Source organism: Ruegeria sp. AK4 (assembly GCF_056541025.1).
Genome location: NZ_JBQFXS010000007.1, coordinates 87845 through 114321 on the forward strand (window position 1 = coordinate 87845; position 26477 = coordinate 114321).

The 26477-nt window shown below is 63.1% G+C and carries 28 protein-coding genes; 19 read left to right on the forward strand and 9 right to left on the reverse strand.

The features are described from left to right. Positions 1–4 precede the first annotated feature (4 nt). Entirely contained in the window at positions 5–3406 is a 3402-nt protein-coding gene (locus ACR0EZ_RS14265) for an efflux RND transporter permease subunit (RefSeq protein ID WP_480614093.1), read from the forward strand. Here the strand turns inward: ACR0EZ_RS14265 and ACR0EZ_RS14270 are convergent. Continuing rightward, positions 3403–3819 carry an NUDIX hydrolase gene (locus ACR0EZ_RS14270; protein WP_480614095.1) on the reverse strand — a complete coding sequence of 139 codons (417 nt, stop codon included), beginning with the start codon at positions 3817–3819 and terminating at the stop codon, positions 3403–3405. The two genes, ACR0EZ_RS14265 and ACR0EZ_RS14270, sit on opposite strands and share 4 nt — an antisense overlap. Before the next feature lie 4 nt (positions 3820–3823). Beyond that, entirely contained in the window at positions 3824–4636 is an 813-nt protein-coding gene (locus ACR0EZ_RS14275; protein WP_480614097.1) for a protein-disulfide reductase DsbD domain-containing protein, read from the reverse strand. A gap of 144 nt (positions 4637–4780) precedes the next feature. Between ACR0EZ_RS14275 and ACR0EZ_RS14280 the strand changes: the two genes are divergently transcribed. Beyond that, positions 4781–5335: a YqgE/AlgH family protein gene (locus tag ACR0EZ_RS14280; protein ID WP_480614099.1), complete on the forward strand. Its 555-nt coding sequence runs from the start codon at positions 4781–4783 to the stop codon at positions 5333–5335. Here ACR0EZ_RS14280 and ACR0EZ_RS14285 read toward each other — a convergent pair whose 3' ends face one another. Further along, on the reverse strand, positions 5336–6286 hold the full coding sequence (locus ACR0EZ_RS14285; protein WP_480614485.1) for an L-threonylcarbamoyladenylate synthase: 951 nt from the start codon (positions 6284–6286) through the stop codon (positions 5336–5338). It lies immediately after the preceding gene. 139 nt (positions 6287–6425) lie between these two features. Here ACR0EZ_RS14285 and ACR0EZ_RS14290 point away from each other — a divergent pair, with 139 nt between their 5' ends. The 7 genes from ACR0EZ_RS14290 to ACR0EZ_RS14320 all read left to right on the forward strand — a co-directional run bounded on the left by ACR0EZ_RS14290 (position 6426) and on the right by ACR0EZ_RS14320 (position 12923). Then, positions 6426–8129 carry an acyl-CoA dehydrogenase gene (locus ACR0EZ_RS14290; RefSeq protein ID WP_480614101.1) on the forward strand — a complete coding sequence of 568 codons (1704 nt, stop codon included), beginning with the start codon at positions 6426–6428 and terminating at the stop codon, positions 8127–8129. Beyond that, the gene (locus ACR0EZ_RS14295; RefSeq protein WP_480614103.1) at positions 8126–9172 is read left to right on the forward strand and encodes an MBL fold metallo-hydrolase; all 1047 of its coding nucleotides are present in this window, start codon (positions 8126–8128) and stop codon (positions 9170–9172) included. The genes ACR0EZ_RS14290 and ACR0EZ_RS14295 overlap by 4 nt, the downstream gene beginning before the upstream one ends. Before the next feature lie 4 nt (positions 9173–9176). After that, positions 9177–9629, forward strand: coding sequence for a DUF6173 family protein (locus ACR0EZ_RS14300; protein WP_480614105.1), 453 nt, complete (start codon positions 9177–9179; stop codon positions 9627–9629). A 57-nt stretch (positions 9630–9686) separates the two neighbouring features. Further along, entirely contained in the window at positions 9687–11525 is a 1839-nt protein-coding gene (locus ACR0EZ_RS14305; protein ID WP_480614107.1) for a glycerophosphodiester phosphodiesterase family protein, read from the forward strand. Continuing rightward, positions 11512–12072, forward strand: coding sequence for a hypothetical protein (locus ACR0EZ_RS14310; RefSeq protein ID WP_480614109.1), 561 nt, complete (start codon positions 11512–11514; stop codon positions 12070–12072). Before ACR0EZ_RS14305 ends, ACR0EZ_RS14310 begins: the two co-directional genes overlap by 14 nt. A 68-nt stretch (positions 12073–12140) precedes the next feature. Continuing rightward, positions 12141–12275: an aa3-type cytochrome c oxidase subunit IV gene (locus ACR0EZ_RS14315; protein WP_480614111.1), complete on the forward strand. Its 135-nt coding sequence runs from the start codon at positions 12141–12143 to the stop codon at positions 12273–12275. A gap of 18 nt (positions 12276–12293) precedes the next feature. Next, positions 12294–12923, forward strand: a complete 630-nt coding sequence (locus ACR0EZ_RS14320) for a hypothetical protein (RefSeq protein WP_480614113.1) — start codon at positions 12294–12296, stop codon at positions 12921–12923. Here ACR0EZ_RS14320 and ACR0EZ_RS14325 read toward each other — a convergent pair. Together ACR0EZ_RS14325 and ACR0EZ_RS14330 are read right to left on the reverse strand one after the other, a co-directional pair. Further along, positions 12912–13244, reverse strand: coding sequence for an AzlD domain-containing protein (locus ACR0EZ_RS14325; protein WP_480614115.1), 333 nt, complete (start codon positions 13242–13244; stop codon positions 12912–12914). The genes ACR0EZ_RS14320 and ACR0EZ_RS14325 overlap by 12 nt on opposite strands. Next, on the reverse strand, positions 13241–13951 hold the full coding sequence (locus tag ACR0EZ_RS14330; protein WP_480614117.1) for an AzlC family ABC transporter permease: 711 nt from the start codon (positions 13949–13951) through the stop codon (positions 13241–13243). The genes ACR0EZ_RS14325 and ACR0EZ_RS14330 overlap by 4 nt, the downstream gene beginning before the upstream one ends. Between ACR0EZ_RS14330 and ACR0EZ_RS14335 the strand changes: the two genes are divergently transcribed. The 6 genes from ACR0EZ_RS14335 to ACR0EZ_RS14360 are packed head-to-tail and all read left to right on the forward strand — an operon-like array spanning position 13950 to position 18399. Beyond that, the gene (locus tag ACR0EZ_RS14335; protein WP_480614119.1) at positions 13950–14888 is read left to right on the forward strand and encodes a formate dehydrogenase accessory sulfurtransferase FdhD; all 939 of its coding nucleotides are present in this window, start codon (positions 13950–13952) and stop codon (positions 14886–14888) included. The two genes, ACR0EZ_RS14330 and ACR0EZ_RS14335, sit on opposite strands and share 2 nt — an antisense overlap. Continuing rightward, on the forward strand, positions 14885–15418 hold the full coding sequence (locus ACR0EZ_RS14340) for a hypothetical protein (RefSeq protein WP_480614121.1): 534 nt from the start codon (positions 14885–14887) through the stop codon (positions 15416–15418). The genes ACR0EZ_RS14335 and ACR0EZ_RS14340 overlap by 4 nt, the downstream gene beginning before the upstream one ends. After that, complete coding sequence (mobA, locus tag ACR0EZ_RS14345; protein WP_480614123.1) at positions 15415–16059, forward strand: molybdenum cofactor guanylyltransferase MobA; 645 nt, start codon at positions 15415–15417, stop codon at positions 16057–16059. Before ACR0EZ_RS14340 ends, mobA begins: the two co-directional genes overlap by 4 nt. Beyond that, the gene (mobB, locus tag ACR0EZ_RS14350; RefSeq protein ID WP_480614125.1) at positions 16056–16547 is read left to right on the forward strand and encodes a molybdopterin-guanine dinucleotide biosynthesis protein B; all 492 of its coding nucleotides are present in this window, start codon (positions 16056–16058) and stop codon (positions 16545–16547) included. The genes mobA and mobB overlap by 4 nt, the downstream gene beginning before the upstream one ends. Continuing rightward, entirely contained in the window at positions 16544–17809 is a 1266-nt protein-coding gene (locus ACR0EZ_RS14355) for a molybdopterin-binding protein (RefSeq protein ID WP_480614127.1), read from the forward strand. The genes mobB and ACR0EZ_RS14355 overlap by 4 nt, the downstream gene beginning before the upstream one ends. After that, positions 17806–18399: a GNAT family N-acetyltransferase gene (locus ACR0EZ_RS14360; RefSeq protein WP_480614129.1), complete on the forward strand. Its 594-nt coding sequence runs from the start codon at positions 17806–17808 to the stop codon at positions 18397–18399. The genes ACR0EZ_RS14355 and ACR0EZ_RS14360 overlap by 4 nt, the downstream gene beginning before the upstream one ends. Here the strand turns inward: ACR0EZ_RS14360 and ACR0EZ_RS14365 are convergent. The 3 genes from ACR0EZ_RS14365 to ACR0EZ_RS14375 all read right to left on the reverse strand — a co-directional run bounded on the left by ACR0EZ_RS14365 (position 18396) and on the right by ACR0EZ_RS14375 (position 20487). Next, on the reverse strand, positions 18396–19388 hold the full coding sequence (locus tag ACR0EZ_RS14365; protein WP_480614131.1) for a hypothetical protein: 993 nt from the start codon (positions 19386–19388) through the stop codon (positions 18396–18398). The genes ACR0EZ_RS14360 and ACR0EZ_RS14365 overlap by 4 nt on opposite strands. Before the next feature lie 15 nt (positions 19389–19403). Beyond that, positions 19404–19874 carry a transcription elongation factor GreA gene (gene greA, locus ACR0EZ_RS14370; RefSeq protein WP_480614133.1) on the reverse strand — a complete coding sequence of 157 codons (471 nt, stop codon included), beginning with the start codon at positions 19872–19874 and terminating at the stop codon, positions 19404–19406. Between the two features lie 232 nt (positions 19875–20106). After that, positions 20107–20487, reverse strand: a complete 381-nt coding sequence (locus ACR0EZ_RS14375) for a VOC family protein (RefSeq protein ID WP_480614135.1) — start codon at positions 20485–20487, stop codon at positions 20107–20109. A 90-nt stretch (positions 20488–20577) separates the two neighbouring features. Here ACR0EZ_RS14375 and soxR point away from each other — a divergent pair, with 90 nt between their 5' ends. From soxR to ACR0EZ_RS14395, 4 genes are all read left to right on the forward strand, one after another. Beyond that, complete coding sequence (gene soxR / locus ACR0EZ_RS14380) at positions 20578–21033, forward strand: redox-sensitive transcriptional activator SoxR (protein ID WP_480614137.1); 456 nt, start codon at positions 20578–20580, stop codon at positions 21031–21033. A 135-nt stretch (positions 21034–21168) separates the two neighbouring features. After that, a complete protein-coding gene (locus tag ACR0EZ_RS14385; RefSeq protein WP_480614139.1) occupies positions 21169–22815 on the forward strand; it encodes an electron transfer flavoprotein-ubiquinone oxidoreductase in 1647 nt (548 codons plus the stop codon). A gap of 103 nt (positions 22816–22918) precedes the next feature. Next, complete coding sequence (locus ACR0EZ_RS14390; protein ID WP_480614141.1) at positions 22919–24631, forward strand: tetratricopeptide repeat protein; 1713 nt, start codon at positions 22919–22921, stop codon at positions 24629–24631. After that, on the forward strand, positions 24621–25442 hold the full coding sequence (locus tag ACR0EZ_RS14395) for a 4-(cytidine 5'-diphospho)-2-C-methyl-D-erythritol kinase (protein WP_480614143.1): 822 nt from the start codon (positions 24621–24623) through the stop codon (positions 25440–25442). Before ACR0EZ_RS14390 ends, ACR0EZ_RS14395 begins: the two co-directional genes overlap by 11 nt. Here ACR0EZ_RS14395 and ACR0EZ_RS14400 read toward each other — a convergent pair. Continuing rightward, complete coding sequence (locus ACR0EZ_RS14400) at positions 25435–26433, reverse strand: polyprenyl synthetase family protein (RefSeq protein ID WP_480614145.1); 999 nt, start codon at positions 26431–26433, stop codon at positions 25435–25437. The genes ACR0EZ_RS14395 and ACR0EZ_RS14400 overlap by 8 nt on opposite strands. Positions 26434–26477 lie beyond the last annotated feature (44 nt).

Here is a 26477-nt window from a genome sequence, read left to right on the forward strand (position 1 = left end):
CGCCATGATGCGCGAGATCCCCGGCGCGGCGGGCGGCATCCTCAGCTATTTCACCCGGCACCGCACCGTCGCCAATCTGCTTTTGCTGGTCATGCTGGTTCTGGGGGCCGCGGCCATCCCCAACATGCGGGCGCAGTTCTTTCCCGATGTCATTCTAGAAGAGGTCAACATCAACATAAAATGGGACGGTGCCGGTCCCGAGGATGTGGACAATGGCGTCGTCCAGTTGCTGGAACCCGCCCTGCTTGCGGTCGAGGGCGTGAACTATTCCTACGCCACATCGCGCGAGGGGTCTGCCGAGATAAGCCTGGAATTTGAACCCAACTGGGATATGTCACGCGCGGTCGAAGATATCCGGACAGCTGTTGATGGCGTTACCGACCTTCCCGATGACGTCGAAGAACCGACCATTCGCCGCCGCGCATGGCGCGATCGCGTGACGGATGTGGTGATCGCAGGGCCGGTCGCGCCGGACCAGTTGGCCAAGTACACAGACGAGCTGATAAACCGCCTGTTTGATGCAGGCGTCACCCGCACCACGATCCGCGGCGTCGCCGCGCCGCGCGTCGTGGTCGAGGTGCCGACCGCACAACTGATCGCCAATGATATCGCGCTGTCCGAGATTGCTTCGGCCATCGCCGCCGAAGTCAATGCCAGCCCGGCAGGGGATGTCTCAGGGGCCAATGCCCGTATCCGCACCGGCGCGGAAAAACGCACCCCGGAAGAGATCGAAGGCATCGCCCTGCGCAACTTTGCGGATGGCTCCAAGCTGTTTGTCCGGGATGTGGCGCAAATTCGTGTCGAAGGTGTGAACCGCAACCGCAGCTATTTTGTCGGCGACAATCCGGCCATGTCGATCCGGGTTGACCGCTCGAACAGGGGCGATGCCATCGCGATCCAGCGCGCGGTCGAAGATGTGGTGGTCGACATGCAGGCCAGCCTGCCCGAAGGGGTCACGCTTGAACTGATCCGCACCCGCGCGCAGGCGATCACCGACCGTCTGAACATCCTGATCGACAACGGGCTGATGGGGCTTGGTCTGGTTGTTTGCCTGCTGTTTCTGTTCCTGAACGCGCGCATCGCGTTCTGGGTGGCCGCCGGGATTCCCGTGGCCATGTCGGCGGCGATTGCCTTCATGTATATCGGCGGTTTGTCGATCAACATGGTCTCGCTGTTCGGGTTGATCATCACCCTCGGCATCGTTGTCGACGATGCGATTGTGGTGGGCGAGCACGCGGATTTTCGGGCGCGCCGGTTGGGCGAACCACCGGTGGTCGCGGCTGAGCGCGCCGCCCGCCGCATGGCGATGCCGGTCTTTGCCGCCACGATAACCACGGTGATCGCCTTTTTTGGCCTGACGCTGGTCGGCGGCCGGTTCGGTGAGCTGATCCGTGACATTCCCTATACCGTGATCGCGGTGCTGATCGCCTCGCTGATCGAATGTTTCCTGATCCTGCCCAATCACATGGCCCACGCCATCGCGCATTCCGCGAAAGAACACTGGTATGACTGGCCCAACCGGGTGGTGAACCGGGGGTTCCGCTGGGTGCGCGACCACCTGTTCCGCCCCCTTGTCGCCTGGGTCGTCTGGGCGCGGTATGTCGTGGTGGCGATGATGGTGGTCATATTGGCCAGCCAGGTCGCGCTGTTCATCCGGGGCGATGTGAACTGGCGGTTCTTCAACGCGCCGGAACGCGGCTCGGTCACCGGCAATTTCATCATGGCCGAGGGCTCGACCCGCGCCGATACGCTGGACATGATGCGGCAATTGCAGCGCGCGACCGACGAACTGGGGCAGATTTACGAAGACCGCCATGGCCGCAACCCCATCGACTATGTGCTGGCCGAGGTTGGCGGCAGCGCCGGATTTGGCCTGTCTGCGGCGGATGGCAAGGATTCCGATCTTCTGGGCGGCATTTCCATCGAACTGATCGACGCCGATCTGCGCCCCTATTCCAGTTTCGAATTTGTGGCCGAACTGCAGGAATTCGTGCCGCGCCATCCCAAGGTCGAACTGCTCAGCTTCCGGGGCTGGCGATCCGGTCCGGGGGGGGATGCCATCGATGTGGAGTTTTCCGGCGCGGATGTGAACACGCTCAAGGCCGCGTCCGAAGACCTGCAGGCCGAGTTGCTGAAATACCCCGAAGTGTCGGCGCTGGAAGACAATCTGGCCTATGACAAGGAAGAGTTTACCTTGGACCTGACCGCGCAGGGCGAAGCGCTGGGGTTCCGGATCGAAACGCTGGGCCGGGTGTTGCGGGACCGTCTGAACGGGATCGAGGCCGCAACCTTCCCAGACGGCCCGCGCAGCGCCGAGATTCGAGTGGAACTGCCCGGGGGGGAACTGACCGCCGATTTCCTTGAGCGGACCCTGATGCGTTCGCCCGACGGGGTCTATGTGCCGCTGGCCGATCTGGTCTCGGTCGAGCGCGAGGCGGGATTTTCCACCGTCCGCCGCGAAAACGGTCTGCGGGTGATTTCGGTGAATGGCGATATCTCCGAGGACAACCCCGCCCGCGCCGCGGAAATCGAACGTTCCCTGAACGAGGTGATCCTGCCCAACATCGCCGCTGAACGTCAGGTCGAATGGCGCATGTCCGGCCTGAGCGAGCAGGAGGATGAGTTCCTGTCCGAGGCCCGCACCGGCCTGATCCTGTGCCTGACCGGCATCTATCTGGTGCTGGCCTGGGTCTTTGCCAGCTGGAGCCGGCCGCTGGTCGTTATGGCGATCATCCCGTTCGGGCTGGTCGGGGCCATCTGGGGCCATTACATCTGGGATGTGCCGCTGAGCATGTTCACGGTCGTCGGCCTGCTGGGGATGAGCGGGATCATCATCAACGATTCCATCGTTCTGGTCACAACGATCGACGCCTATCAGAAAGAGCGTGGACTGGTGCCCTCGATTGTCGAAGGCACGGCTGACAGGTTGCGGCCCGTGATACTGACCACGCTGACCACGGTGCTGGGCCTGACGCCGCTTCTGTATGAGGGTTCGCAGCAGGCACAGTTCCTGAAACCGACGGTGATCACTCTGGTCTACGGCCTGGGCTTCGGAATGTTGCTGGTTCTGATCCTTGTGCCCGCGCTTCTGGCCATTCTCAACGATGTCTCGCGCCCGATGACCGCCATGCGCCGCGCGATGCGGGCGCCGGACCGGGTGGTGCAGGGATCGCTGGCCGCAACGGCGCTGGCGCTGATGCTGTGGTTCGGCGTGACGATGCTTTGGCCGTTGCTCACCGGCGCGCCGGTTGGTGTTCTGTCGGGGCTTTATGCCGGGGAAGACGGTATCGCGATTCTGCAAATGGGGCTGGGCGCATTTCTTGCGGGCGCGATTCCGATTGTGATTGTCAGTGTGTTGGCGTCTGGGCTGCTCTATACCCGCCTGCGGGGTCGCGCCGGGGCTTAATCCGCCAGGGCCCGTTGCAGCAGGTCGATCACCCGCGCGCTCATCGGCAGGTCCCCCTGCCGGATCTGGTCGATGGGAAACCAGCGGGCGTCCAGCGCATCGTCACCTGCGACAGGCGCTCCGCTTTCGTACCGGCAGGCAACCCCTACCAGCAGGTAATGAGAAACGACCTGGCCCGTTTCGTCAGATCGCAGCAAATCGAGATTGTCGAGGTAATGCGTGGCGGTTGCCGTGACCGAGGTTTCCTCGAGCAATTCCCGCTGCGCGGCCTGCAGGACGGTTTCGCCCCATTCTACATGGCCGCCGGGAAAGCCCCAAAGCCCGGCATCGGGCTGTTTGCTGCGTTGGACCAGCAATACCTGACCCCGATGCAGAACAACGGCCAATGCGCCGATCTTGGGGGTCTGGCTCATACGCTCAGCCTGCTGTGCAGCCCTGAATTTCCACCGCGTGGTCCGAGCCCAGCACGGTGATGCGAATCTCGGACCGGTCCAAAGCGAATGGTCCGCCCGAGGCGCTGATGATCTCGGACCGCGCGATCAGCGTGTCGCCGCGCCGTTCGGTTTCGGGTTGCGAGGCCCAGAGCACCGGATTGCCCGGTTCGATCACCGCAACCTCGCGCCCGCCAGCAGAGGGCATGGTCACGCGGGCCTCGATCTGCATGCCGTCCTGAGTCGCGCTCAGATGGCAACTGGCCTGTTTCACCCGCGCCTCGCGCGCCGAAAAGGGCCGTTGCGCAAGTGCTGCGGCAATGGCCGGGTTGCGTCCGGCATCGGCATCCAGCGTGTGATCGAAGCCCAGACGTTCGGGAATGCACACATCCTTGCAGACACCCAAATCCATTTCGCCGCGCAGGCGCACGGGTTTGGCCGGGTTCCTGGGCGTGATCTCGACCGGCAGCACCAGTTGGTCTTCGTATCCGATCGATTGCAGGCCGTTCTGGTTGAAGATGTCCGGTGCTGGCCAGGTGATCGACACGTCACCGACATTTCCCGATCCGCTCCAGTCGAACTCGGGCGGGATACCGGCATCGCCGGGCGCGCGCCAATAGGTCTTCCACCCGTCTTTCAGGGTCAGCCGTAGCGCACCCAGATAGGTGCCGTTTGCGGTGCGGCCGCCATCCAGAATGTCCAGTTGCACAACACCATCCAAAGCCTGCGCCGACGCCGGTGCAGCAAAAGCGAAACAGGCCGTCAGCGCGGCGGCGGTGCTGTGCAGCAGTGTTTTCATACCCCATAAATGCGCGGTCCCGCCCCGGATTCCAAGTCACGTTCCGGTCACTTGAATGAAATCTGCCGAAATATCCCCTGCTCCCTTGCCAATTCCCTTGCCGCAGGGTCATTGTTGAGGGGAGTCTAAGAATGAGATGCCCCCATGGACCTGACCGGAAAACTGTTGATTGCGATGCCCGGAATGGGCGATCCGCGATTCGATCACTCGGTCGTCTACATTTGCAGTCACGGCGATGACGGGGCGATGGGGCTGATCATCAACAAACCCTCGGATCTGCGGATCAAAACCCTGCTGGGGCAGTTGAACATCGCCTGCCGGATCCCGGTGGTGGGCGAACGTCTGGTACATTTCGGCGGCCCGGTCGAGATGTCGCGCGGCTTTGTCCTGCACAGCGCGGATTACGAGGCGAACCTGCATTCGATGCAGATTTCCGACGATTTCAGCATGACCGCGACGCTGGATGTTTTGGAGGACCTGGCCGCAGGGCGCGGGCCGCTGAACTCGATGCTGACGCTGGGCTATTCCGGCTGGGGACCCAGCCAGTTGGAGGATGAGATCGCCATGAATGGCTGGCTGACCGCCGAGGCAAGCTCGAAGCTGGTGTTCGACGAACCCGACGATGACAAGTGGGAGGCCGCTTTGGCCACGCTGGGGGTCGATCCCCTGACGCTTTCCGCCAGCGCCGGGCGCGCCTGACTACCCGTCGCGCGGCGCTGCGGCGCGGCGCAGCCGGTCATTGATCGCAGCGCCCAATCCATGATCCGGGATAGGTGTCACCGCAATCGGGCGGCCCGTGGCGTTCAGGCTGTGCAGCGCCGCGAACAGGTTCGCCGCGGCCTCGGGCAGATCGCTATCCGCTGACAGGTTGAGGTCGCAATCGACCGGGCCGAAGCCCAGCAGAACCTCATCCCCCTGCCGGGTTTCTGCGTTCAGCCGGACCGGCGCGTCGGGCGCGTAATGCGATTGCAACTGCCCCGGTGCCGTCAGCAGGTCCCCCGGCTGATGCGCGTGCAGGGGTGTTCCCAGCACCTCTTCGATCTGTTCCAGCGCCACGCCGCCGGGGCGCAGCAGGGCGGGTTCTCCGGCCAGGCCGACGATGGTGGATTCCAGCCCGACGCCGCAGGGTCCGTCATCAAGAATGGCGGCGATCCGCCCGCCAAGCCCGGCGCGGACATGGTCGGCGGTGGTTGGGCTGATCTGGCCCGAAGGGTTGGCGGATGGCGCGGCCACAGGGCCATCAAACTCGGCCAGCAACGCCCGCGCCGTGGGATGGGCCGGCACCCGGACCGCCAGCGTCCCGAGCCCCGCTGTCACCAGCGAGGACACGCCATGCCCTTCCCGCAAAGGCAGAACCAGCGTCAGGGGGCCGGGCCAGAAGGCCCGAGCCAATGCCTCGGCCTGATCCGACCATTGCACGAAACGTTGTGCCGCCTGAACCGAGGCGACATGGGCGATCAGCGGGTTGAAACTGGGCCGCCCCTTGGCCGCGTAAATCCCGGCCACCGCCTGACCGTTGCGGGCATCGCCGCCCAGCCCATAGACCGTCTCGGTCGGGAAGGCGACCAGCAGGCCCTGCCGCAGCAGGTCTGCCGCGCGCGCAATGCCGCCCGGATCGGCAGTGAGGTCGAGAGTACCGGTCAGGTTCATGGATCGTGACGCCGCGTTTCGGTTGCCTGCACCTTTGGGAAGGGTAGGTAATGGTTCCAAGCCTAAGTGCATACCGGTGCTGGCCGACGATTCCAAGCCCGTCTGCGCGACCCAATCAGACCGCCTTTTGAGGGAAGTCATGCCATACCGCGCCCCAATCCCTGACTACGAGTTTCTGTTCCGCAACGTGGTGGGATTCGATCAGGTCGCCGCCACCGAAAAATTCGCCGATGCCAGCCCGGATGTGGTCAGCGCGATCCTGAGCGAGGCTGGGAAACTGTCGGAAGAGGTTCTGGCCCCCCTGCAGCGCCCCGGCGATCTGGAACCGGCGCGGCTGGAAAACGGCATCCTGCGCTCGTCGCCGGGTTTTGCCGAGGGCTGGAAGGCCATCGCCGACGGCGGCTGGATCGGGATCAATGGCGATCCGCAATATGGCGGCATGGGGCTGCCGGTCTCGGTGACAACGGCGGTGAATGAGATGTTCGCGGGCGCCTGCCTGTCGCTGCAACTGGCCCCGCTGATGACCCAGGGACAGATTGAGGCGCTGGAACACCACGCCAGCGACGCGTTGAAAGAGCTGTATATTCCCAAGATGATAGCAGGCGAATGGACCGGCACCATGAACCTGACCGAAGCGCAGGCGGGGTCCGATGTTGGCGCGCTGGCGTCGCGGGCCGAGCCGAACGGAGATGGAACTTATGCGGTGACGGGTCAGAAGATATTCATCTCGTGGGGCGACAATGATTTCGCCGAAAATGTTTGCCATCTGGTGCTGGCGCGCCTGCCCGATGGCGTGCCGGGAACCAAGGGGATTTCGCTGTTTCTGGTGCCCAAGTTCATCCCGGAAGAAAACGGCAATCCCGGTGTGGCGAATGATCTGAAGGTCGTGTCGCTGGAACATAAGATGGGCCTGCACGGCTCGCCGACTTGCGTGATGCAGTATGACGGGGCGAAGGGCTGGCTTGTGGGCAAGGAACATGGCGGTATGGCGGCGATGTTCACGATGATGAACAACGCGCGTCTGGGTGTCGGCGGTCAGGGGGTTGGCGTGGCCGAAGGGGCCTATCAGCACGCGCTGGCCTACGCGACCGAGCGCAAGCAGGGCAAGACGGCGTCTGGCACGATCATCGACCATGCGGATGTGCGCCGGATGCTGCTTGAGATGCGCGCCGACACGTTTGCCGCCCGCGCGATCCTGCTGGCCAACGCGGCGGCCATCGACATGGCGCAAGCCACCGGCGATGCCGATTGGGTGGCGCGTGCGGCGCTGCTGACGCCGATCGGCAAAACCTTCGGAGCCGAGACCGGCATCCGCGTGTCCGAGACCGGCATGCAGGTGCATGGCGGCATGGGTTATGTCGAGGAAACCGGCGCCGCCCAGTATTGCCGCGATGTTCGTGTAACCGCGATTTACGAGGGCACCACCGGCATTCAGGCGATGGACCTGGTCGCCCGCAAGATGATGGACGGGGGCGAGGCGGCCTCGCGCCTGTTGGACGAGATCGAAGATCACGCCGAACAGGCCCGCGCCACCATGCCCGATCTGGCCGGTCCGGTTTGGGAGGCGACCGAGTCCCTGCGTGAAGCGACCGAATGGCTGATCGCGCAGGACGATCTGAACGACCGCTTTGCCGGTGCGGTGGCCTATCTGCGGGCCTTCGCGCGGGTGCTGGGCGGGCATTACCATCTGGTCTCGGCGCTGGCCGACCCGGATGGCCCGCGCGCGAAGCTGGCGCGGTTCTACATCAATGCCCTGCTGCCCGAATATTCCGGTCTGCTGGCACAGGCGCAAACCGGTGCGGGGGACTTGTTCGCGCTCAGCCCTGATGAGTTGGTCGCATGACGGGCCCGCAACAAGGAGCGATCCGGTATCCTTGGCCCGAGGCCCCCTCGGGTGCCGAGGCGGTCGAGATTGCCGAAGGCGTGCTGTGGATGCGGCTGCCCCTGCCGATGGCGCTGGATCACGTGAATATCTACGCGCTGGATGACGGCGATGGCTGGACGGTCATCGACACCGGTATCTCGACCAAGAAGTCCCGAGGACTGTGGGAGCAACTGCTGTCAGGCCCGCTGGCGGGCAAGCCGGTGAACCGCGTTGTGATCACCCATCACCACCCCGATCACGTGGGCAATGCCGGTTGGTTTCAGTCCGAACACGGGGCCGAACTGGTGTCCAGCCGCACCGCCTGGCTGTTTGCGCGGATGCTGACGCTGGACGTGCAGGACAGCTGGCCGCAGGAAACGCTGGAATTCTATCGCGGTGCCGGTATGGACCCGGACATTCTGGCCAAGCGGATGGCCGACCGCCCTTTCAACTTTGCCGACACCGTCTATCCGATGCCGCTGGGTTTCACCCGGATCAAACAGGGCGATGTGATCCGCATGGGCGGGCGCGACTGGGACGTTCACATGGGCAACGGCCACGCGCCCGAACACGCAACCTTCTGGAGCCGCGACGACAATCTGGTGCTGACCGGCGATCAGGTCATCAGCTCGATCAGCCCCAATCTGGGCGTTTACGCGACCGAGCCGATGGCCGACCCGGTGACCGGCTGGCTGGAAGCCTGCGAACGGCTGAAGCTGATGGCCCGCGACGATCATCTGGTTCTGGGCGGCCACAAACTGCCCTTCACCGGGCTGCCCCTGCGGATGCAGCAGCTGATCGACAATCACCACGGGGCTCTGGCGCGCCTGATGGACGATCTGGACAAGCCCAAAGCGGCGTCCGAGTGTTTCCTGCCGCTGTTCAAACGCACCATCAGCGAAGGCGAATATGGGCTGGCGCTGGTCGAAGCGGTTGCACACCTGAACCATCTCTACCACATTGGGTCTGTCACCCGGACGCAGCGCGCGGACGGGGCTTGGGAGTTTCAGCGCAAAGGGTAAAGCGATGCAGGACCAGATCGAAACCTCGGCCGAGGCCGCCGAAGCCGCCGCCCTGCCACGCTGTTACGAGGTTCATGCCAATCCCGACGCCGAATCCGGTGCCAAGAACCTGCCCGGCCCACTGCAAAAGCCGGTGGAAACCAAAAGCCCGGCCCAATGGGCCTATGAACGTCTGATCCTCTATATCCAGAATTTCGAAAAGACGCTGGACGGCGATCATGAGGTCGCAATGGGATTCACCGGCGGCGATGCGGGCGTCATGCGGATCGAGGGGATGGGCTATTTCGACCCCGATGTGATTACCTTTTACGGCTCTGACGGATCGGGCGCGCGGACGCAACTGGTGCAGCATGTCACCCAGTTGAACGTGATGCTGCGCGCCCTGCCCAAATCGGTCGAGGACAAGCCCGCCAACCGCATCGGCTTTCGTCTGGCTGCCGATCTGGAAGAAAGCTGACTTGCAATTCATGCTTTCGCAGCCTTGAATGAGTGAACCATTCAGGAGGCCGCGCGCGTGACCAGTTTCTCAGCCGTTACAAATGCCTATGCCCGCGCCTGGCGGCGGCGGTGGGTGTTTGTTCCGATTTATCTCGCCGTGCGCCTGCTGCTGATCGCGCTGATCGCGCCGGGTGTGGCGGTGGCTGTCAATCTGGCGGTGTCGCTTTCGGACCAGACGGCCCTGACGGATCAGGACATCGCGATGTTCATCCTGTCGCCGGTGGGCTTTGTTGCGGCCATCGTCGTGCTCAGCCTGTTTCTGCTGGCCGAGGTCTTTGTCTTCTCGGTCATGGCCGGGTCGCTGCGGATGGGCGAATCCGATCCGTGGCGCGCGGGCAGTTCCGCCATCGGTCTGATCCTGTCGCGCCTGCCTGCGCTGTTTGGTTTTGCGGCGCGGTTCATCCTGCGGGTGCTGCTGCTGGCGCTACCTTTTCTGGCGGTGGCGGGGCTGATCGCGTGGTGGACACTGACCGAATATGATATCAACTACTACCTGACCTTCCATCCGCCCGCTTTCTGGGTGGCCGTCGGTCTGATCGGCGCGGTGGCGCCGGTGATGGCCTGGGTGCTGATCCGCAGGCTGTCGGCCTGGGCGCTGGGCCTGCATCTGGTGCTGTTCGAAACCATCCACCCGGCCCATGCTTTCAACATCAGTGCCCAACGGATGGAGGGTAGGCGCGGGCGTCTCAAGGTTCAGCTGGTTCTGTGGCTGGTCCTGCGCCTTGTCATTGCTGCCGGTATCGCGTGGATCGCCGGGCTGCTGTTTGCCCTCGTACCGCTGCAGGGGGCCAGCCATCTGCGGCTGGCGCTGATCTACAGCTTGCTGGTTGCGGGCCTGTGGTCTTTGGCCGGGTTGGTTCTGGCGGCCACGGCGCTGGGGGCGCTGGCGGTGCTGCTGGACCGGTTCTTCGAGATCAGGACAGAAGAACCCCCGCATCCCGAACCGGGGCAGTTGGGGGTTCCGCTAGTTGTGGCGGTCGGGCTGGCGCTGGGGGCGCTGGTGATCGGCGGGGTGTTCAGCCATCAATTGCTGGAACGCGTGCAGGCCCCCGACCACGCCGAGGTCATCGGCCATCGCGGCGCGGCGGCGCTGCGGCCGGAAAATACCATGGCCTCGGTCCTGAAAGCCATTGAAGACGGCGCCGACTGGGTCGAGATCGACGTGCAGGAAACGGCGGATGATGTGGTTATCGTCGCCCATGACAGCGATTTCATGAAGCTGGCCGGTGTGAACCTCAAGGTCTGGGACGCCACGATGGCGGATGTGGCCGAGATCGATATCGGCAGCTGGTTCGGCCCCGAATATGCCGATGAACGCACGCCTACATTGCGTCAGGTGCTCGAGGCCGCGAAGGGCCGCGCCAAGGTGATCATCGAACTGAAATATTACGGCCATGATGTCGATCTGGAAAACCGCGTCGCCACGCTGGTCGAGGACCTGGGCATGCAGGACGAGATCGCCACCATGTCGCTGAAATACCCTGCGGTGCAAAAGATGAAGGCGATCCGCCCCGACTGGCGCGCAGGTGTTCTGGCGGCCACGGCGGTCGGCGATCTGTCCGGCCTTGAGGGCGATTTCGTGGCGGTGAACGCGGCAACCGTGTCGCCGGGGCTGATCCGGCAGGTGCATGAGGCGGGCAAGGACATCTATGTCTGGACGGTGAACGATCCGCTGCAGATGTCGGCCATGGCCTCGATGGGCGTGGACGGTCTGATCACCGACCGCCCCGCCATGGCCAACGAGGTTCTGCGCGTGCGCGCCGAAATGGGCCCGGCCGAGCGGCTGTTGCTGTGGCTTGCCACCACGTTTGGCCTGCAGGTCGATACCGAGGCGATGCGCGATGAAAGCCCCTAGGCTGGCGCTGCTTTTGCTCGGCCTGTCTGCCCCGGTATCGGCGCAGGACTTTATGCGTGGGGTTGAGATGCCCGCGCACAGGGCGCTGATCGCGCAACGCGGTGAGGCCGAGCTGATCCCGTTTGAAACCGATGGCTGCTCGGGCGGCCTGTCGGCCAGTTGGCGCTGGGTCGCAGACACCTTCCCTCAGATCGGAGAACTGTATCAGGCGCATCCGCCGTGGGAGGAGTGCTGCGTGATCCATGACCGCGCCTATCACAATGCAGGCGGTGCATCGCGGGCGGAAGACAGCTATGACGCCCGCCTGACTGCCGATGAAGCCCTGCGATCCTGTGTCAAAGCCCATGGCGAAACCCATGCGGACGACTATGCGACCCGCTACGACATGACCCCGGACCAGATTCGCAACGTGCATTCCCTGACCGCCGACGCCCTGTACGGCGCTGTCCGCTTTGGCGGGGGGCCCTGCAGCGGCCTGCCGTGGCGCTGGGGGTTCGGCTATCCGGGATGCTCGGTCTTTGGCGAACGTGGCCCTGCGCGCGAATGACGTGGTGACAGGCCCCGGATTTTCCATTATCCAACAGATCAAACACGCGAATTAGGAATCTTCGACTCATGGCTGAACACAAGCACGGCGAAATGGACATCACGGTTCAAACCAAAACCTTCAATGGCTTCATCAAGGCCACAACCTGGTGCGTGGTTTTCATCGCCTTCCTGTGCCTGTTCCTGGCGGTTTTCGCGTCCTGAGCCAAAACGGGGGCAGCCGTGTTCCGTATTCTGATTGCCTGCCTTCTGGCGGCCACACTGGCAGGCTGCGCGGGTTCGAGCCGCCCGCAGGCGGATCAGTCTGAAATAACGGCCCGGTCTTACCGCGATCCCGGCCCCTCGACCCTGACGCTTTATACGATGATCAACACGCGCACCGGCTCGGGCGCGCATACCTCGTTGATGATCGGTGGCAGCGAGCGGGTGATTTTTGACCCCGCAGGCTCGTTCCGGGCGGATGTGGTTCCGATGAAGGACGATGTTCTTTACGGCATCACCCCCGCGGTCGAGCGCGCCTATCGCAGCGCCCATGCGCGCGAGACGCATTATGCCCGCATCCAGACCATCGAGGTTTCGCCGCAACAGGCCGAGATTGCGCTGCAACTGGCGAAACAGTCCGGGCCGGTTGCCGGGGCCTATTGCGCGAACTCCACCGCCCGCCTGTTGCAGCAGGTGCCGGGGTTTGAAGAGATCGACGTGACCTTCTACCCGGTCAAACTGTCCAAGCAATTCGGGCAGCTTCCCGGTGTCGTGACCGAGGAATATCGCGAGAACGACGATGCGGACCTGCAAAAAGGTCTGGCGGCGAACAACGTGCGGCTCAATCAGCTGGATGCGTCAGCCCAGTAGATACAACAGTCCGTAAAGCACCCCTGCGCCGCTGAAAATCGCGGCCAGAACGTTCTTTGTGATCAGGCCGACCCCCAACGCAACTGCCGCAGCCGCCATGCGCGGCACATCCGGCTGGCCATCCGTGGCCGGGGGCCAGACCACCAGCGGCGCGATCAGTGCGGGCAGGATCGCAACTGCGGTATAGCGCAGATGGCGCAGCAGCCAGGGCGGCATCGGGCGGTCTCCGACCAGCCCGATGAAGGTGAACCGCAGGGTGTAGCTGCCAACTGCCAGACCGGCGATGATGATCCACATGGTGGTCGGGTCGATCTGTGTCATGTCTTTTGCCGCTCCAACATCAATTCGGTCTGTGCGCCTGCAACCATGCCCGCCGCGCCTGCGATCAGCAGGCCCAGATTGAACGGCACGCCAACGGTCAGCAGCGCGACAGCGATAGCGACCAAAGCAGCCACCACATGGGCCAAACTTCGCATCATCGGACCGATCATGGACAGAAAGGTAATCGGCAGGGCAAAATCCAGCGCCCAGCTTTCCGGGATCTGTGTCCCCAGCACGGCCCCCAGATAGGTGGCCAGCATCCAAAGCGGCGTGATCGGCGTGACCGAGCCGACGAAATAGGCCATGCGCTGCGGCACGGTCATCTCGGGCTCTTTCTCGAACCGCACGATGGAACTGGCGTAAGACTGGTCCACGATCAGATAGGCCGCGCAGGCCCGCTGCCAGAACGGCGCCGCCCCCAGATAGGGCGTCAGCGAGGCCGAATACATCGCGACCCGCAGATTGACCGCAAGCGCCGAGATCAACACGATCACCGTGGGCGTGTTGTCCTGCAAAAGCTGCAGGGCGGTGAATTGCGCGGCCCCGGCAAACACGGTGGCCGAAAACGCCATGGTCTGGACGATGTTCAACCCGGCCTCGGTCGCGAACACGCCGAACAGCATGCCAAAGGGAGCGGCCACGAAGATAAACGGCGTGCCGTCCCGAAAACCCTTCCAGAAGTATGACTTGGATGTGGCAGAGGCCATGGCTAAATCCTATGGTGACGGCAGCAGCAGTAGCGGTCTTGGGAAAGGGTTGCAATTGGCCACGGAATTGGATGTCTCGGATTACATCATCGCCCCCGATCCCGGAGCGGCCCGTCTGACCCGCGCGGTCGACGGGGTGGACCAGAATGGCGAGGTCAGCCACATCTCGGTGGTTGAGGAGCGCCCGCTGACGATTTTCCTGAACGCGCAGGAAATCGTGACCGCGATGACCATCGGCGATTACCCCGAATATCTGGCGCTGGGCTTCCTGCGCAATCAGGGCATGTTGCTGCCGGATGATAAGATCACACGCGTCGATTACGATGACGATCTGGAAACCGTGGTGGTGCGCACCGCGCGCGAAACCTCGTACGAGGACAAGCTGAAAAAAAAGACCCGCACCAGCGGCTGCGCGGTGGGAACGGTGTTCGGCGACATGATGGAGGGGCTCGAGGATGTGCGCCTGCCGCAGGTGCAGGTGCGCACCTCGTGGCTGTATGATCTGGCGGCGAAAATCAACCGCACTCCGTCCCTGTACCTTGAGGCCGGGGCGATCCACGGCACCGTCCTGTGCCATAAGAGCCGCCCGCTGGTCTATATGGAGGATGTGGGCCGCCACAATGCCGTCGACAAGATCGCAGGCTGGATGCTGTCCGAGGGTGAGGCGGCGGCGGACAAGATTTTGTACACGACCGGCCGTCTGACATCCGAGATGGTGATCAAGACAGCGACGATGGGCATTCCGGTTCTGGCATCCCGCTCGGGCTTCACCGCCTGGGGCGTGGAAATCGCGCGCGAGGTCGGCCTGACCCTGATCGGCCGCATGCGCGGGCAAAGGTTCGTGTGCCTGTCGGGCGAGGACCGGCTGGTGAGGGATGTCGATCCGGCGAGCGTGGCGGTTGAGGATAAGAAACACAGGCGGAAGAGTGCGGGATGACTTTGGACACACTCTATATCCTTGCTCTCGCTATTGTTTCGCTTGGCATTCTTCCGTTGTATTTTTTGTTTCTGCGCAGCTTTGGACGCAGCAGGCGAGCAGTTGTTGAAGGCATGGCTGAATTGGACAGCGACACGCTCAATCGATTGGGATGGACGCCAAGGGAATACATCGGGGTCTTCGATTTGCGTACTCCGTTTCAATTGGGCTGGCAGTCATGGGGATTAATGACGCAACAGCAAAACGTGGCGCTTCAGCGGGTCATTTTGCACGGGTTGCCCGGTGTTGCAGGCTTGTCCGACGATACTCAGAAAGCAGCACGCCGGTATCGGCGCTTTATGCTGTTCATTGGTATTTTTGTTGTGCTCTTCTTTGTTCCGTCTTTCATCGGTCTGAGTCGCTCGATTGCAGAATTCACAGGAACACCAAGAGGATTGTGGTACGCTCTGTTTTGTGTATGCATCCTCATCTGCGCTTTTTTGCCAACTGAGAAATTCCGAAAATGGCCGGAATTTGAGGTCCACACATGACCCGCCCCCTCGGCATAATCCTCGCAGGCGGTCTTGCCACCCGGATGGGTGGCGGCGACAAGGGGCTGTTGCAGCTTGGCGGGCAAAGCCTGCTGGGCCATGTGATAGACCGGCTGGCCCCGCAGGTGGACGCTCTGGCGCTGAATGCCAATGGCGAGCCAGAACGATTTGCGGATCTGAACCTGCCGGTGATCGCGGATTCGGTCGAAGGGTTCGCGGGCCCTCTGGCCGGGGTTCTGGCGGGGCTGGATTGGGCCGCGCAGGAAGGGGCCGATTGCATCGTCACAGCCGCCGCCGACACGCCGTTCTTTCCGCGCGATCTGGTGGCGCGTCTGGTGGATGCCGCCCAGGGGCAGACCCATCCGCTGGTGCTGGCGACGACCCCGCGCACCGGGGAAGAGGCGCTGAAATCCGGCGGCGGCAAGCGGGTCAACCGGCATCCGACCTTTGGTCTCTGGCCCGTGGCGCTGCGCGATGATTTGCGCGCCGCCCTGAACGATGGGCTGCGCAAGGTGGTGCTGTGGACTGACCGGCATGACGGGCGCGAGGCGCTGTTTGCGGCAGACCCGTTCGATCCGTTCTTCAACGTCAACACGCCCGCCGATCTGGAACGGGCGCAAAGACTGCTGGAGCAGGCATGAGGGTCTACGGCGTCACCGGCTGGAAAAACGCGGGCAAAACCGGGTTGATGGAACGTCTGGTGGCCGAGATATCCGGGCGCGGATTCTCGGTCTCGACCGTCAAACATGCCCATCACGCTGTCGATGTCGATCAGCCGGGCACCGACAGCTATCGCCACCGGGCTGCGGGGGCGCGTGAGGTGCTGTTGGCCTCGGGCCAGCGCGTCGCGCTGATGCAGGAGCTGCGCGGTGCCCCCGAACCGACGCTGGATGCGCTTCTGGCACGGCTGTCTCCGGTCGATCTGGTGCTGATCGAAGGGTTCAAACGCGAAGACCATCCCAAGGTCGAGGCGTTTCGCGCCGAAGCCGGAAACCCGCTGATCGCGGGCAGCGATGCGACGGTCCGCGCTGTGGCCAGTGATACACCGCTGGATCTGCACGTCCCGGTTTTCGATCTGAACGACACCGCTGCCATCGCGGATTTCATCCTTCAGGAGGTCGGATTATGAGCACACCTGACATCGCCCCGCCGCCCTTGCGCAACGATTGTTTCGCTCTGCCTGCGGGGGTGAACTGGACCCCGGTGGATGACGCGCTGGCCCTGCTGCGCGACAGGTTGCGCGTGGTGACAGGTATTGAGACGGTTGCGCTGCCACAAGCTATGGGCCGTGTTCTGGCCGAAGATGTGATCGCGAAACGGTCAAACCCGCCGCTGCCCAACAGCGCGGTGGATGGGTACGGCTTTGCCGGGCGCGCGCCCGAGGGTGCGCAGGTGATGCCGCTGGCCGAAGGGCGCGCCGCCGCCGGTGTCCCGTTTGACGGCGAGGTCCCTGCAGGTTTTGCGCTGCGGGTGCTGACCGGCGCGGCGCTGCCAGCCGGGGTGGATACGGTCATTCTTGAGGAAGACGTGACCCTGAAAGATGGGCATATCGCCTTCAACGGCCCTCTGAAGCTCGGGGCAAACGCCCGTGATGCCGGGGAAGACGTGGCCGAGGGCGACGCAGCGCTGCCCGCTGGCCGCCGGTTGACCCCCGCCGATCTGGCCTTGCTCTCGGCCATCGGCGTGGCAGAGGTTTCGGTGCGCAAACCGTTGCGCGTGGCGGTTCTGTCCACCGGTGACGAATTGGTCGAACCGGGAGAGGCCGCCGGGCCGGGGCAGATTTATGACGCCAACCGCCCCATGCTGTTGTCTCTGATAAAGCGCATGGGATTTGTCCCGGTCGATATGGGCCGGGTGGCCGATGATCGTGAAACTCTGCGGGCACGGCTGGACGCGTCGGCTGAGCAGGCGGATGTGGTTCTGACCAGCGGCGGTGCCTCGGCGGGGGATGAAGACCATGTTTCGGCCCTGTTGCGGCAGGCCGGGGCGATGCAGGAATGGCGCATCGCGCTGAAACCGGGCCGTCCCCTGGCGTTGGGCCTGTGGGCGCGCACGCCGGTATTTGGCCTGCCGGGAAATCCGGTGGCGGCCCTGGTGTGCACTCTGATCTTCGCCCGCCCGGCTCTGGGCCTGATGTCGGGCGAAGGCTGGTCGGAACCGCAGGGGTTCGACGTTCCGGCGGCGTTCGAGAAGCGCAAAAAGCCGGGGCGGCGGGAATACCTGCGGGCGCGCATCCGCGATGGTCGGGCCGAGGTGTTCCATTCCGAAGGATCGGGCCGGATCAGCGGCCTTAGCTGGGCCGAGGGGCTGGTGGAAATCGAGGACGGCGCGCGGGATATAGAACCCGGCGACATGGTGCGGTTTCTGCCCTATGGCAGTTTCGGTCTGTGACCGTCACCGTATCGCGCGGGTTCAGCCCGGCAGAGCGGCCCCTGGCGGCCAAACTGTTCTGGCAGGCGTTTTCGGCCAAGCTGAACAGGGTGATGGGGCCGGATGAAAAGGGTATCGCTTTCTTTGAACGCGCCCTGAATCCGGACTTTGCGCTGGTTGCGCGCGACCCGGATGGCGCCATGCTGGGACTGGCGGGGTTCAAGACCAACAAAGGCGGGTTGGCCGGGGGCAGCATGTCCGATCTGGCAGCCGTTTATGGCTGGTTCGGCGCGTTGTGGCGTGCGGCGGTCCTGAGCGTTCTTGAACGGGACCTGCAGCCCGGTGTGTTCCAGATGGACGGCATTTTCGTCGCGGCAGAGGCGCGCGGGCAGGGGGTGGGCACCGCCCTGCTGACGGCCATCAAGGCCGAGGCGCGCCGAACCGGAGCGACGCAGGTGCATCTGGACGTGATCGACTCCAACCCCCGTGCGCGCGCCTTGTACGAGCGTGAGGGGTTCCGGGCCATCGGTCAGGAACAGACCGGCCCGTTTCGGTACATTTTCGGCTTCAGCAGCGCCACGAAGATGAGTTGTGCGGTCACGCGGGACTAATCGAAGGTCCCGGCCACACGGCCCAGCAGCATGAAGGCACGGGCGGTTCGCGTCTCACCCAGCGCCGTAAGTTCGCTGTCGCTGGCATCCGGCTCGAACTCGACAATCATGTTGTCGAAGCGGCGCAGAAAGTGATGCGCGGCGTCGCGAAAGATCGGGTCCTGTTTCATCCGCGCTGCCGTCAAAGCCAGCGACGACCGGTCGCGAATGCCGCCAAGGGCCGCGATCGAGCGGCCCCGCGCGCCTTGGGCAAACTGACGCCAGATCTCGGGCCGGGCCATGTCGGGGCGCAGGTCATCCATATAGATGCCTTCCTGACTGAGCAACGTCAGAACATCCTGCGAGGCCTGCACCAGTTGTGCGGCCTTCCGGTCTTTCAACGCCATTCGCAGGGCATTGAAGCCTTCGGTGTCCTTCTCGGTCTCGGGGAAATTCATCGCCCGGATGAAGATACCCGTTGTCAGCGGCGGCGCGATATCTTCGGCCGGAGTGCCCAGTTCCAGCGAGGTCTGGTCGTCCGTCGCAGACGCCCGGACACCCGCGGCCACCGGTTCATTGCGTTTGGTCGAAAACGTCGCCAGCGCGCTTTCGGTTTTCTTCGCAGCGGCGGCGATTTCATCCAGCTTCTTGGTCACAGCTGGCTCGGAGGTGCTGGCGGCGCGCTGCTGCTGGATGACATAGGCCTGCCGGATTGCGTCGATGGCGGTTTGCAGCCGCGCGCTTTCCTCGCGCATCACACGGCTGGCGCGCATGGCGGTGGCGGCGACCCAGATCATCGCCACCGGCATGAAAACGGCCAGAAAGGACACGACAAACCCGCCCTGTCCCTGACCGGGCAGGACCAGAAACACGACCGAGACGACCAGCCAGATCACGCTCAGCACCAGCGCCGCGATCTCGATCCCGGTCACGCTGGATTGCTTGGGACGATCATAGATGCCCAATGAGGTTGGCCGTTCACTTTCCGGGTCTGGGTTGGGCCCCGACATGACGCGCGCTCCGGGTCAGGCGTATTCGATATTCAGAACTTCATAGGACCGCACGCCGCCGGGGGTGCGCACCTCGACACTGTCGCCTTCATCCTTGCCGATCAGGGCGCGTGCCATGGGCGATTTGACGTTCAGCAGACCGTTTTCGATATTGGCCTCATATTCGCCGACGATCTGCCAGGTCTTTTCTTCGTCGGTATCCTCGTCGACCAGCGTCACCTTGGCCCCGAACTTGATCGCGCCCGACAGCTTGGCCGGGTCGATCACATCGGCCAGCGACAGGATGCCCTCAAGCTCTTTGATCCGGCCTTCGATGAAACCCTGCTTTTCGCGGGCCGAGTGATATTCGGCGTTTTCTTTCAGGTCGCCCAGTTCCCGAGCGGTTGCAATCGCTTCGATGATCGCTGGGCGCTCGACGGATTTGAGGTTTTTCAATTCCGCCTCGAGCGCGGCATTGCCCGCAGGCGTCATGGGAATCTTTTCCATATTCTTGTCGTCCACGCATAAATTGAGCCGCCCCGCCGCGTGGAAAGCGCCGGGGCGAAAGATGGGTCGTCAAATACCTGACCCAAATAGCGCGTGAAATGCAAGAGCCGACAAGACCCCGCCCGTTCAATTCGCGATTTAGCGCCGTCGTGGCGGCGGCGGTCGCCTGTGGCGTTGGCCCAACAGATCCCCGCGCCGCCATCTGTGCGCCTCGGTTCCAAGCCAGAGCAATTCAATCATATTGAACCACCTCGAACTCGATGCCGTTGTCATCGTCGAAATAGAACCGCCGGCCCGGCTCGTAATCCGCATGCGACTTGGGGGTGAAACCGGCCTCGATCACACGGGCCTCGGTCGCGTCGATGTCTTCGACCAGAACGCCCACATGGTTCAGCCCGCCGACGATGTCATAGCTGCTTTCGCCGGACTGTTTGGGGTTCTCGGGCGCATAAAGTGCCAGATAGGTGTGCTGGCTGCCCACATGTACAGTGTAGCCGCCCGCGATTGCGGGACCTTCCCAGCGGGTTTTCCAGCCAAACACCTTGTGCATCCACGCCGCCGAGGCCTGCGGGTCGCGGACGGTGAAATTGGTGTGTTCAAGCGTTGCCATCATGGGATCTCCCTTTTTCAACTTGAGATATGTCCCGACTCACCGTAATTTCTAAACCTAACTTTAGGTCAAGATGTTTTTTACGAGGGTCAGATGGCAGCTTCCGACGGATTATCCATCGGCGCGTTGGCGCAGCGGACGGGGTTGGCGGTTTCGGCCATCCGGTATTACGAGGCGCAGGGGCTGATCTCGCCCTGGCGCAACGCGGGCCGGCAGCGGCGCTACCAGCGCGCCGATATCCGGCGGCTGAGCTTTGTCATGATCGCCCAGCAATTCGGCCTGACCCTGCCTGAAATACGCGAGGTGCTGTCGGGCCTGCCCGGAAACCGCACGCCGACGCCGCAGGATTGGAAAAACATCAGCACCGGCCTGCGCGCCCGTCTGGATCAGCGAATCGATACTCTGATGCGGTTGCGCGACAATCTGGATAGCTGCATCGGTTGCGGCTGCCTGAGCCTGCCGAAATGCGCCCTTTACAACCCCGATGACCGTGCCAAATCCCATGGTAGCGGTCCCAGATACCTGATGGGCGATGCTCCCGAGGCATAACTGCCGCATTGCAGCAATGTTACGCCGTGTTTTGATTGACCAAGGTCTTTCCGACCATGTAATCAGCCGTGAAACAAAATTGCGCAGACCATGCGGTGAGAGCGCCAATTCGGAAAGTTAGCTAAGGAGCCCGCGATGGCCGAGATTGAACGCGAAGCGATGGAATACGATGTGGTGATCGTGGGCGCAGGCCCCGCGGGCCTGTCGGCGGCCATCCGTCTGAAACAGCTGGATGCGGACCTGAACGTTGTGGTTCTGGAAAAGGGCTCGGAAGTGGGTGCGCATATCCTGTCGGGCGCGGTTCTGGACCCCTGCGGGCTGGACGCGTTAATCCCCGACTGGAAGGAAAAAGGCGCGCCGCTGAACGTGCCGGTGCATGAAGACAACTTCTACATGCTGGGTGAGGCGGGAAAAATCCGCATCCCCAACTTCCCGATGCCGCCGCTGATGAACAACCACGGCAATTACATCGTCTCGATGGGCAATGTCTGCCGCTGGATGGCCGAACAGGCCGAAGAACTGGGCGTTGAAATCTTCCCCGGCATGGCGTGTTCCGAGATGGTCTATGGCGACAATGGCGAGGTCAAGGGCGTGGTGGCCGGTGTCTTCGGTCTGGAACCCGATGGGTCCTATGGCCCACAGACCGAGCCGGGCATGGAACTGCACGGCAAATATGTCTTCCTGTCTGAAGGCGTGCGCGGCTCGCTGTCCAAGGAAGTGATCGCCAAATACGACCTGTCTGCGGGCAAAGAGGTGCAGAAATACGGCGTCGGCATGAAAGAGATCTGGGAGATCGACCCGGCCAAGCACAAAGAGGGCTCGGTCACGCACACGATGGGCTGGCCGCTGGGCAGCAATGCGGGCGGTGGGTCGTTCATCTATCACCTTGAAAACAATCAGGTCTATGTCGGCTTCGTGGTGCACCTGAACTACAAGAACCCGCACCTGTACCCCTATATGGAATTCCAGCGCTTCAAGCATCACCCGATGGTGGCCGACCTGCTGAAAGGCGGCAAGCGCGTGGCCTATGGCGCGCGGGCGATCACCGAGGGCGGCTATCAGTCGATGCCCAAGCTTGTCGCGCCGGGCGTGGCGCTGCTGGGCTGTTCGGCGGGCATGGTCAACGTGCCGCGCATCAAGGGCAACCACAACGCAATGCTGTCGGGCAAGGCGGCGGCCGAGGCCGCCTTTGACGCCATCAAGGCGGACCGCTCGGGCGACGAACTGACCGCCTATGAGACCGACGTGCGCGACGGTGCCATCGGTGCCGACCTGAAAAAAGTTCGCAACGTTAAGCCGCTGTGGTCGAAATACGGCCTGACCGCATCCCTGATGCTGGGTGGTTTGGATATGTGGACCAACACGCTGGGCTTTTCGCTGTTCGGCACGGTGGGCCACGGCAAGAACGATGCGGATTCGACCGAAGAGGCCAGCAAGCACCAGCCCATCGACTATCCCAAACCCGATGGCGTGCTGTCATTCGACCGCCTGACCAACGTGTCCTTTGCCGCGACCAACCACGAGGAAAGCCAGCCCTGCCACCTGAAGCTGGCCGACCCCGAAATTCCGGTCAAAGTGAACCTGCCCAGGTTCGACGAACCGGCGCAGCGCTACTGCCCGGCGGGAGTATACGAGATGGTCGAGGATGAAGACGGTCCGCGATTCGTCATCAATTTCCAGAACTGCGTGCACTGCAAAACATGTGACATCAAGGACCCCAGCCAGAACATCACCTGGACCACGCCGCAGGGCGGGGATGGCCCGAACTATCCCAACATGTAAGCAAAATACGGTCGTTGGCAGGGTCGTGAAGGCTCTGCCATTGCCTCTTGTCTGCCAAAGCCCTAGCTTGTCGTTCAGACAACGATAGCAAGGCAGGATTTCGGTGGTTTCCCTGGTTCGTCGCGCGGCGCTGGCCGTGCTGCTTTCATCCTCAGTCGCAATGCCCGGATTTGCGGATACCGGGGCCGGGTCCTATCTGGCCGGGCGTCAGGCGATCTATGAAAGCGACTATACCGCAGCCGAAAGATACTATGCGCAGGCGCTGAAATTCGACTCGCAGAACGAAAAACTGCTGGAAAGCGTGCTTCTGGCGCGTCTAGCGCTGGGCGAGGTTCAGCGCGCCCTGCCGATTGCGCAATCCATCGAAGAGGCCGGTCTGAACAGCCAGCCTGCGCGCATGGTGATCTCGGCCAATCTGATCGCCGACGGGAAACTGGACGAACTGCTGGCACGCGACCCCGAAACGCAGGGCGTCGGGCCCCTGGTCGACGGGCTGATGATCGCCTGGGCCTATCTGGGGCAGGGCGAGATGACCAAGGCGATGGAGCAGTTCGATACTGTCTCCACCCAGGACGGTCTGCGCGAGTTTGCCCTGTATCACAAGGCGATGGCGCTGGCTTCGATCGGAGATTTCGAAGGGGCCGAGGCGATTTTTGCCGCAAATGACGGCGCGGTCGCCCAGTTCACGCGCCGCGCGGCCCTTGCCCGGTCCGAGGTCCTGTCGCAACTGGACCGCAACGAAGACGCGCTGGGTTTTCTGAACAAGGTTTTTGCGGCAGGCAATGACCCTTCAATCGACGATTATTCGGCGCGGCTGAGCGCGGGGGAAACCCTGCCTTTCACCCATGCCCGATCCGCGCAGGACGGCATGGCCGAGATTTTCTTTACCGTCGGTGCCGCGCTGAACACCGAAGCCTCGCATGACTATGTCCTGCTCTATACCCGCACGGCCAGCTTCCTGCGCCCCGATCACGTCGATGCCATCCTGCTGAGCGCCGAGTTGCTGGACGAGCTGGGCCAGAACGATCTGGCCGTCGCGGCGTATCGCAAGGTGCCGCCGGGCAGTCTGGATCATCACGTCGCCGAACTGGGCCGGGCCGAGGTTCTGGGCCGGTCCGGCAAAACCGATGCCGCCGTTGAGGTTCTGCAAAACCTTGCGGCGCAAAGGCCCGATCTTCCCAGCGTCCATGTCGCCCTTGCCGACCTGCAACGGCGGCAGGAAAACTATACGGCTGCGGTCGCCTCATACGACACAGCGATTGCCTTGACCGAAGAGGGCGCAACCGGCAACTGGTTCCTGCACTATGCGCGCGGGATCTGCCACGAGCGCCTCAAGAACTGGGACCAGGCCGAGGCCGATTTCCGCCGCGCGCTGGAGCTGAACCCGGATCAGCCGCAGGTGCTGAACTACCTGGGCTATTCGCTGGTCGAACGGCAGGAAAAACTGGACGAGGCGCTGAGCATGATCGAACGCGCCGTCGCCACCCGCCCGGACAGCGGCTATATCGTCGACAGCCTCGGCTGGGTGCTGTTCCGTCTGGGCCGCTATGACGAAGCGGTCGAGCATATGGAGCGCGCGGTGGAATTGATGCCGGTCGATCCTGTGGTGAACGATCATCTGGGCGATGTCTACTGGGCTGTCGGGCGCGGGCGCGAGGCCGAATTCCAGTGGAGCCGGGCGCTGTCCTTCATCGACCCCGAGGATACGGATGGCGAAGCCGACCCCGATCGCATCCGCCGCAAGCTTGAAATCGGTCTGGACGCGGTTCTGGCCGAAGAAGGCGCCGACCCGCTGAAGGTCGCCAATGGCAACTGAGGCCTTCGCGCCGGCCAAGATCAACCTGACCCTGCATGTGACCGGCCAGCGCGAGGATGGCTATCACCTGCTGGATTCGCTGGTTGTGTTTGCGGATGTGGGGGATCGGTTGGAGTTCACGCCGGGCGATCACCTGTCCATGTCCATCACCGGCGAACATGCGCCCGGTGTGCCTGACGATCATCGCAATCTGGTCTGGCAAGCCGCCGAAGCGGCGGGTTGGGCTGGCCACATCGCTTTGAACAAAGTGCTGCCCCATGGCGGCGGGATCGGTGGCGGGTCATCCGATGCGGCGGCGGCGTTGCGCGCGTTTTCCGATCAGGGTTTCAACCTGTCGCCGGATGCGTTGGTGTCTCTGGGCGCGGATGTGCCGGTTTGCATGGTGGCAAAGGCCGCACGGATGCAGGGTATAGGTGAACAGATTTCGCCCGTGACCTTGCCGCTGCTCTACGCATTGCTGGTCAATCCCGGCGTCGAAGTGCCCACGGGCGCGGTGTTCAACGCGATGAAAACGCGCAACAATCCGGCGATGCCAGCGGTGGTTCCGTCCTTTGACGGACCGGACGAGTGCGCCCATTGGCTTGCAGGCCAGCGCAATGATCTGGAACGGCCCGCCATGGAAATCGCCCCGGCAATCGCACGGGTTCTTGATGAACTGGGCGGAACGCGGGACGTGTTGCTGGCCCGCATGTCGGGGTCAGGCTCAACCTGTTTCGCGCTCTACCCGTCGATGAAGGCGGCGCATTTCGCGGCTTACGAGATCGGCGCGGCGCATCCCGAATGGTGGTGCCGCGCTACGCAGCTTAATTGAGCCGCGAGACCACGTAATCCGCCAGATCGCGCAGCAGGGTCCGAATCTCGTGATCCGGCAACGCTTCGAGTGCTGTTTTTGCCTTCGCCGCCCAGCTGCGGGCGTCTGACCGGGTGGCCTCCAGCGTCTTGTACTTGTTCATCAGGGCCAGCGCCTGATCCAGATCGCCATCCTGCTGGCGGCCTTTCTCGATGGTACGTTCCCAAAATGCGCGCTCTTCCGGTGTGGCCTGCGCGACGGCTTTGATAACCGGCAGCGTCAGCTTGCGTTCGCGGAAATCGTCGCCCACATTCTTGCCTGTGGCGCTGCTGTCGCCCTGATAATCCAGAAGGTCATCGGCAATCTGAAACGCAATCCCCAGCGCATCGCCATAGTCATAAAGCGCCTTGACCTGCGCTTCGGACGCCCCGGCGATCACGCCACCCACTTCGGTTGCGGCCGAAAACAGGGCCGCCGTCTTGCCGCGCACAACTTGCAGGTACACGCTTTCATCCGTGCGCAGGTCGGTGGCTGCGGTCATCTGCAGTACTTCGCCTTCGGCAATTGTGGCCGAGGCGTTGGCCAGAATGTCCAGAACGCGCAGCGAGCCGGTTTCGACCATCAGCTGGAAGCTGCGGGAAAACAGGTAGTCGCCGACCAGAACGCTGGATTTGTTGTCCCACAGCAGGTTCGCCGTGGGCCGCCCGCGCCGCTGGCCGCTTTCATCGACCACGTCGTCATGCAGCAGGGTCGCAGTATGGATGAACTCGACCGTGGCCGCCAGACGCACGTGATGGTCGCCCGCATAGCCGAACAGCCGCGCGGCAGCCAGTGTCAGCATCGGGCGCAGGCGCTTGCCGCCGGCCTCGACCAGATGGGCCGTCACCTCGGGGATTCTAGGCGCATGTTCCGACGCCATCCGCGTGCGGATCAGGCTGTTCACCGCCTCCATTTCGCCGGTCAGAATTTCGGCGAGCCGCTCATGCGGTTTCGAGATCGCGTCGACGTCCATCACACTCCTGATACAAGGCTCGACTTCTGCCTATCCTTGCCCTT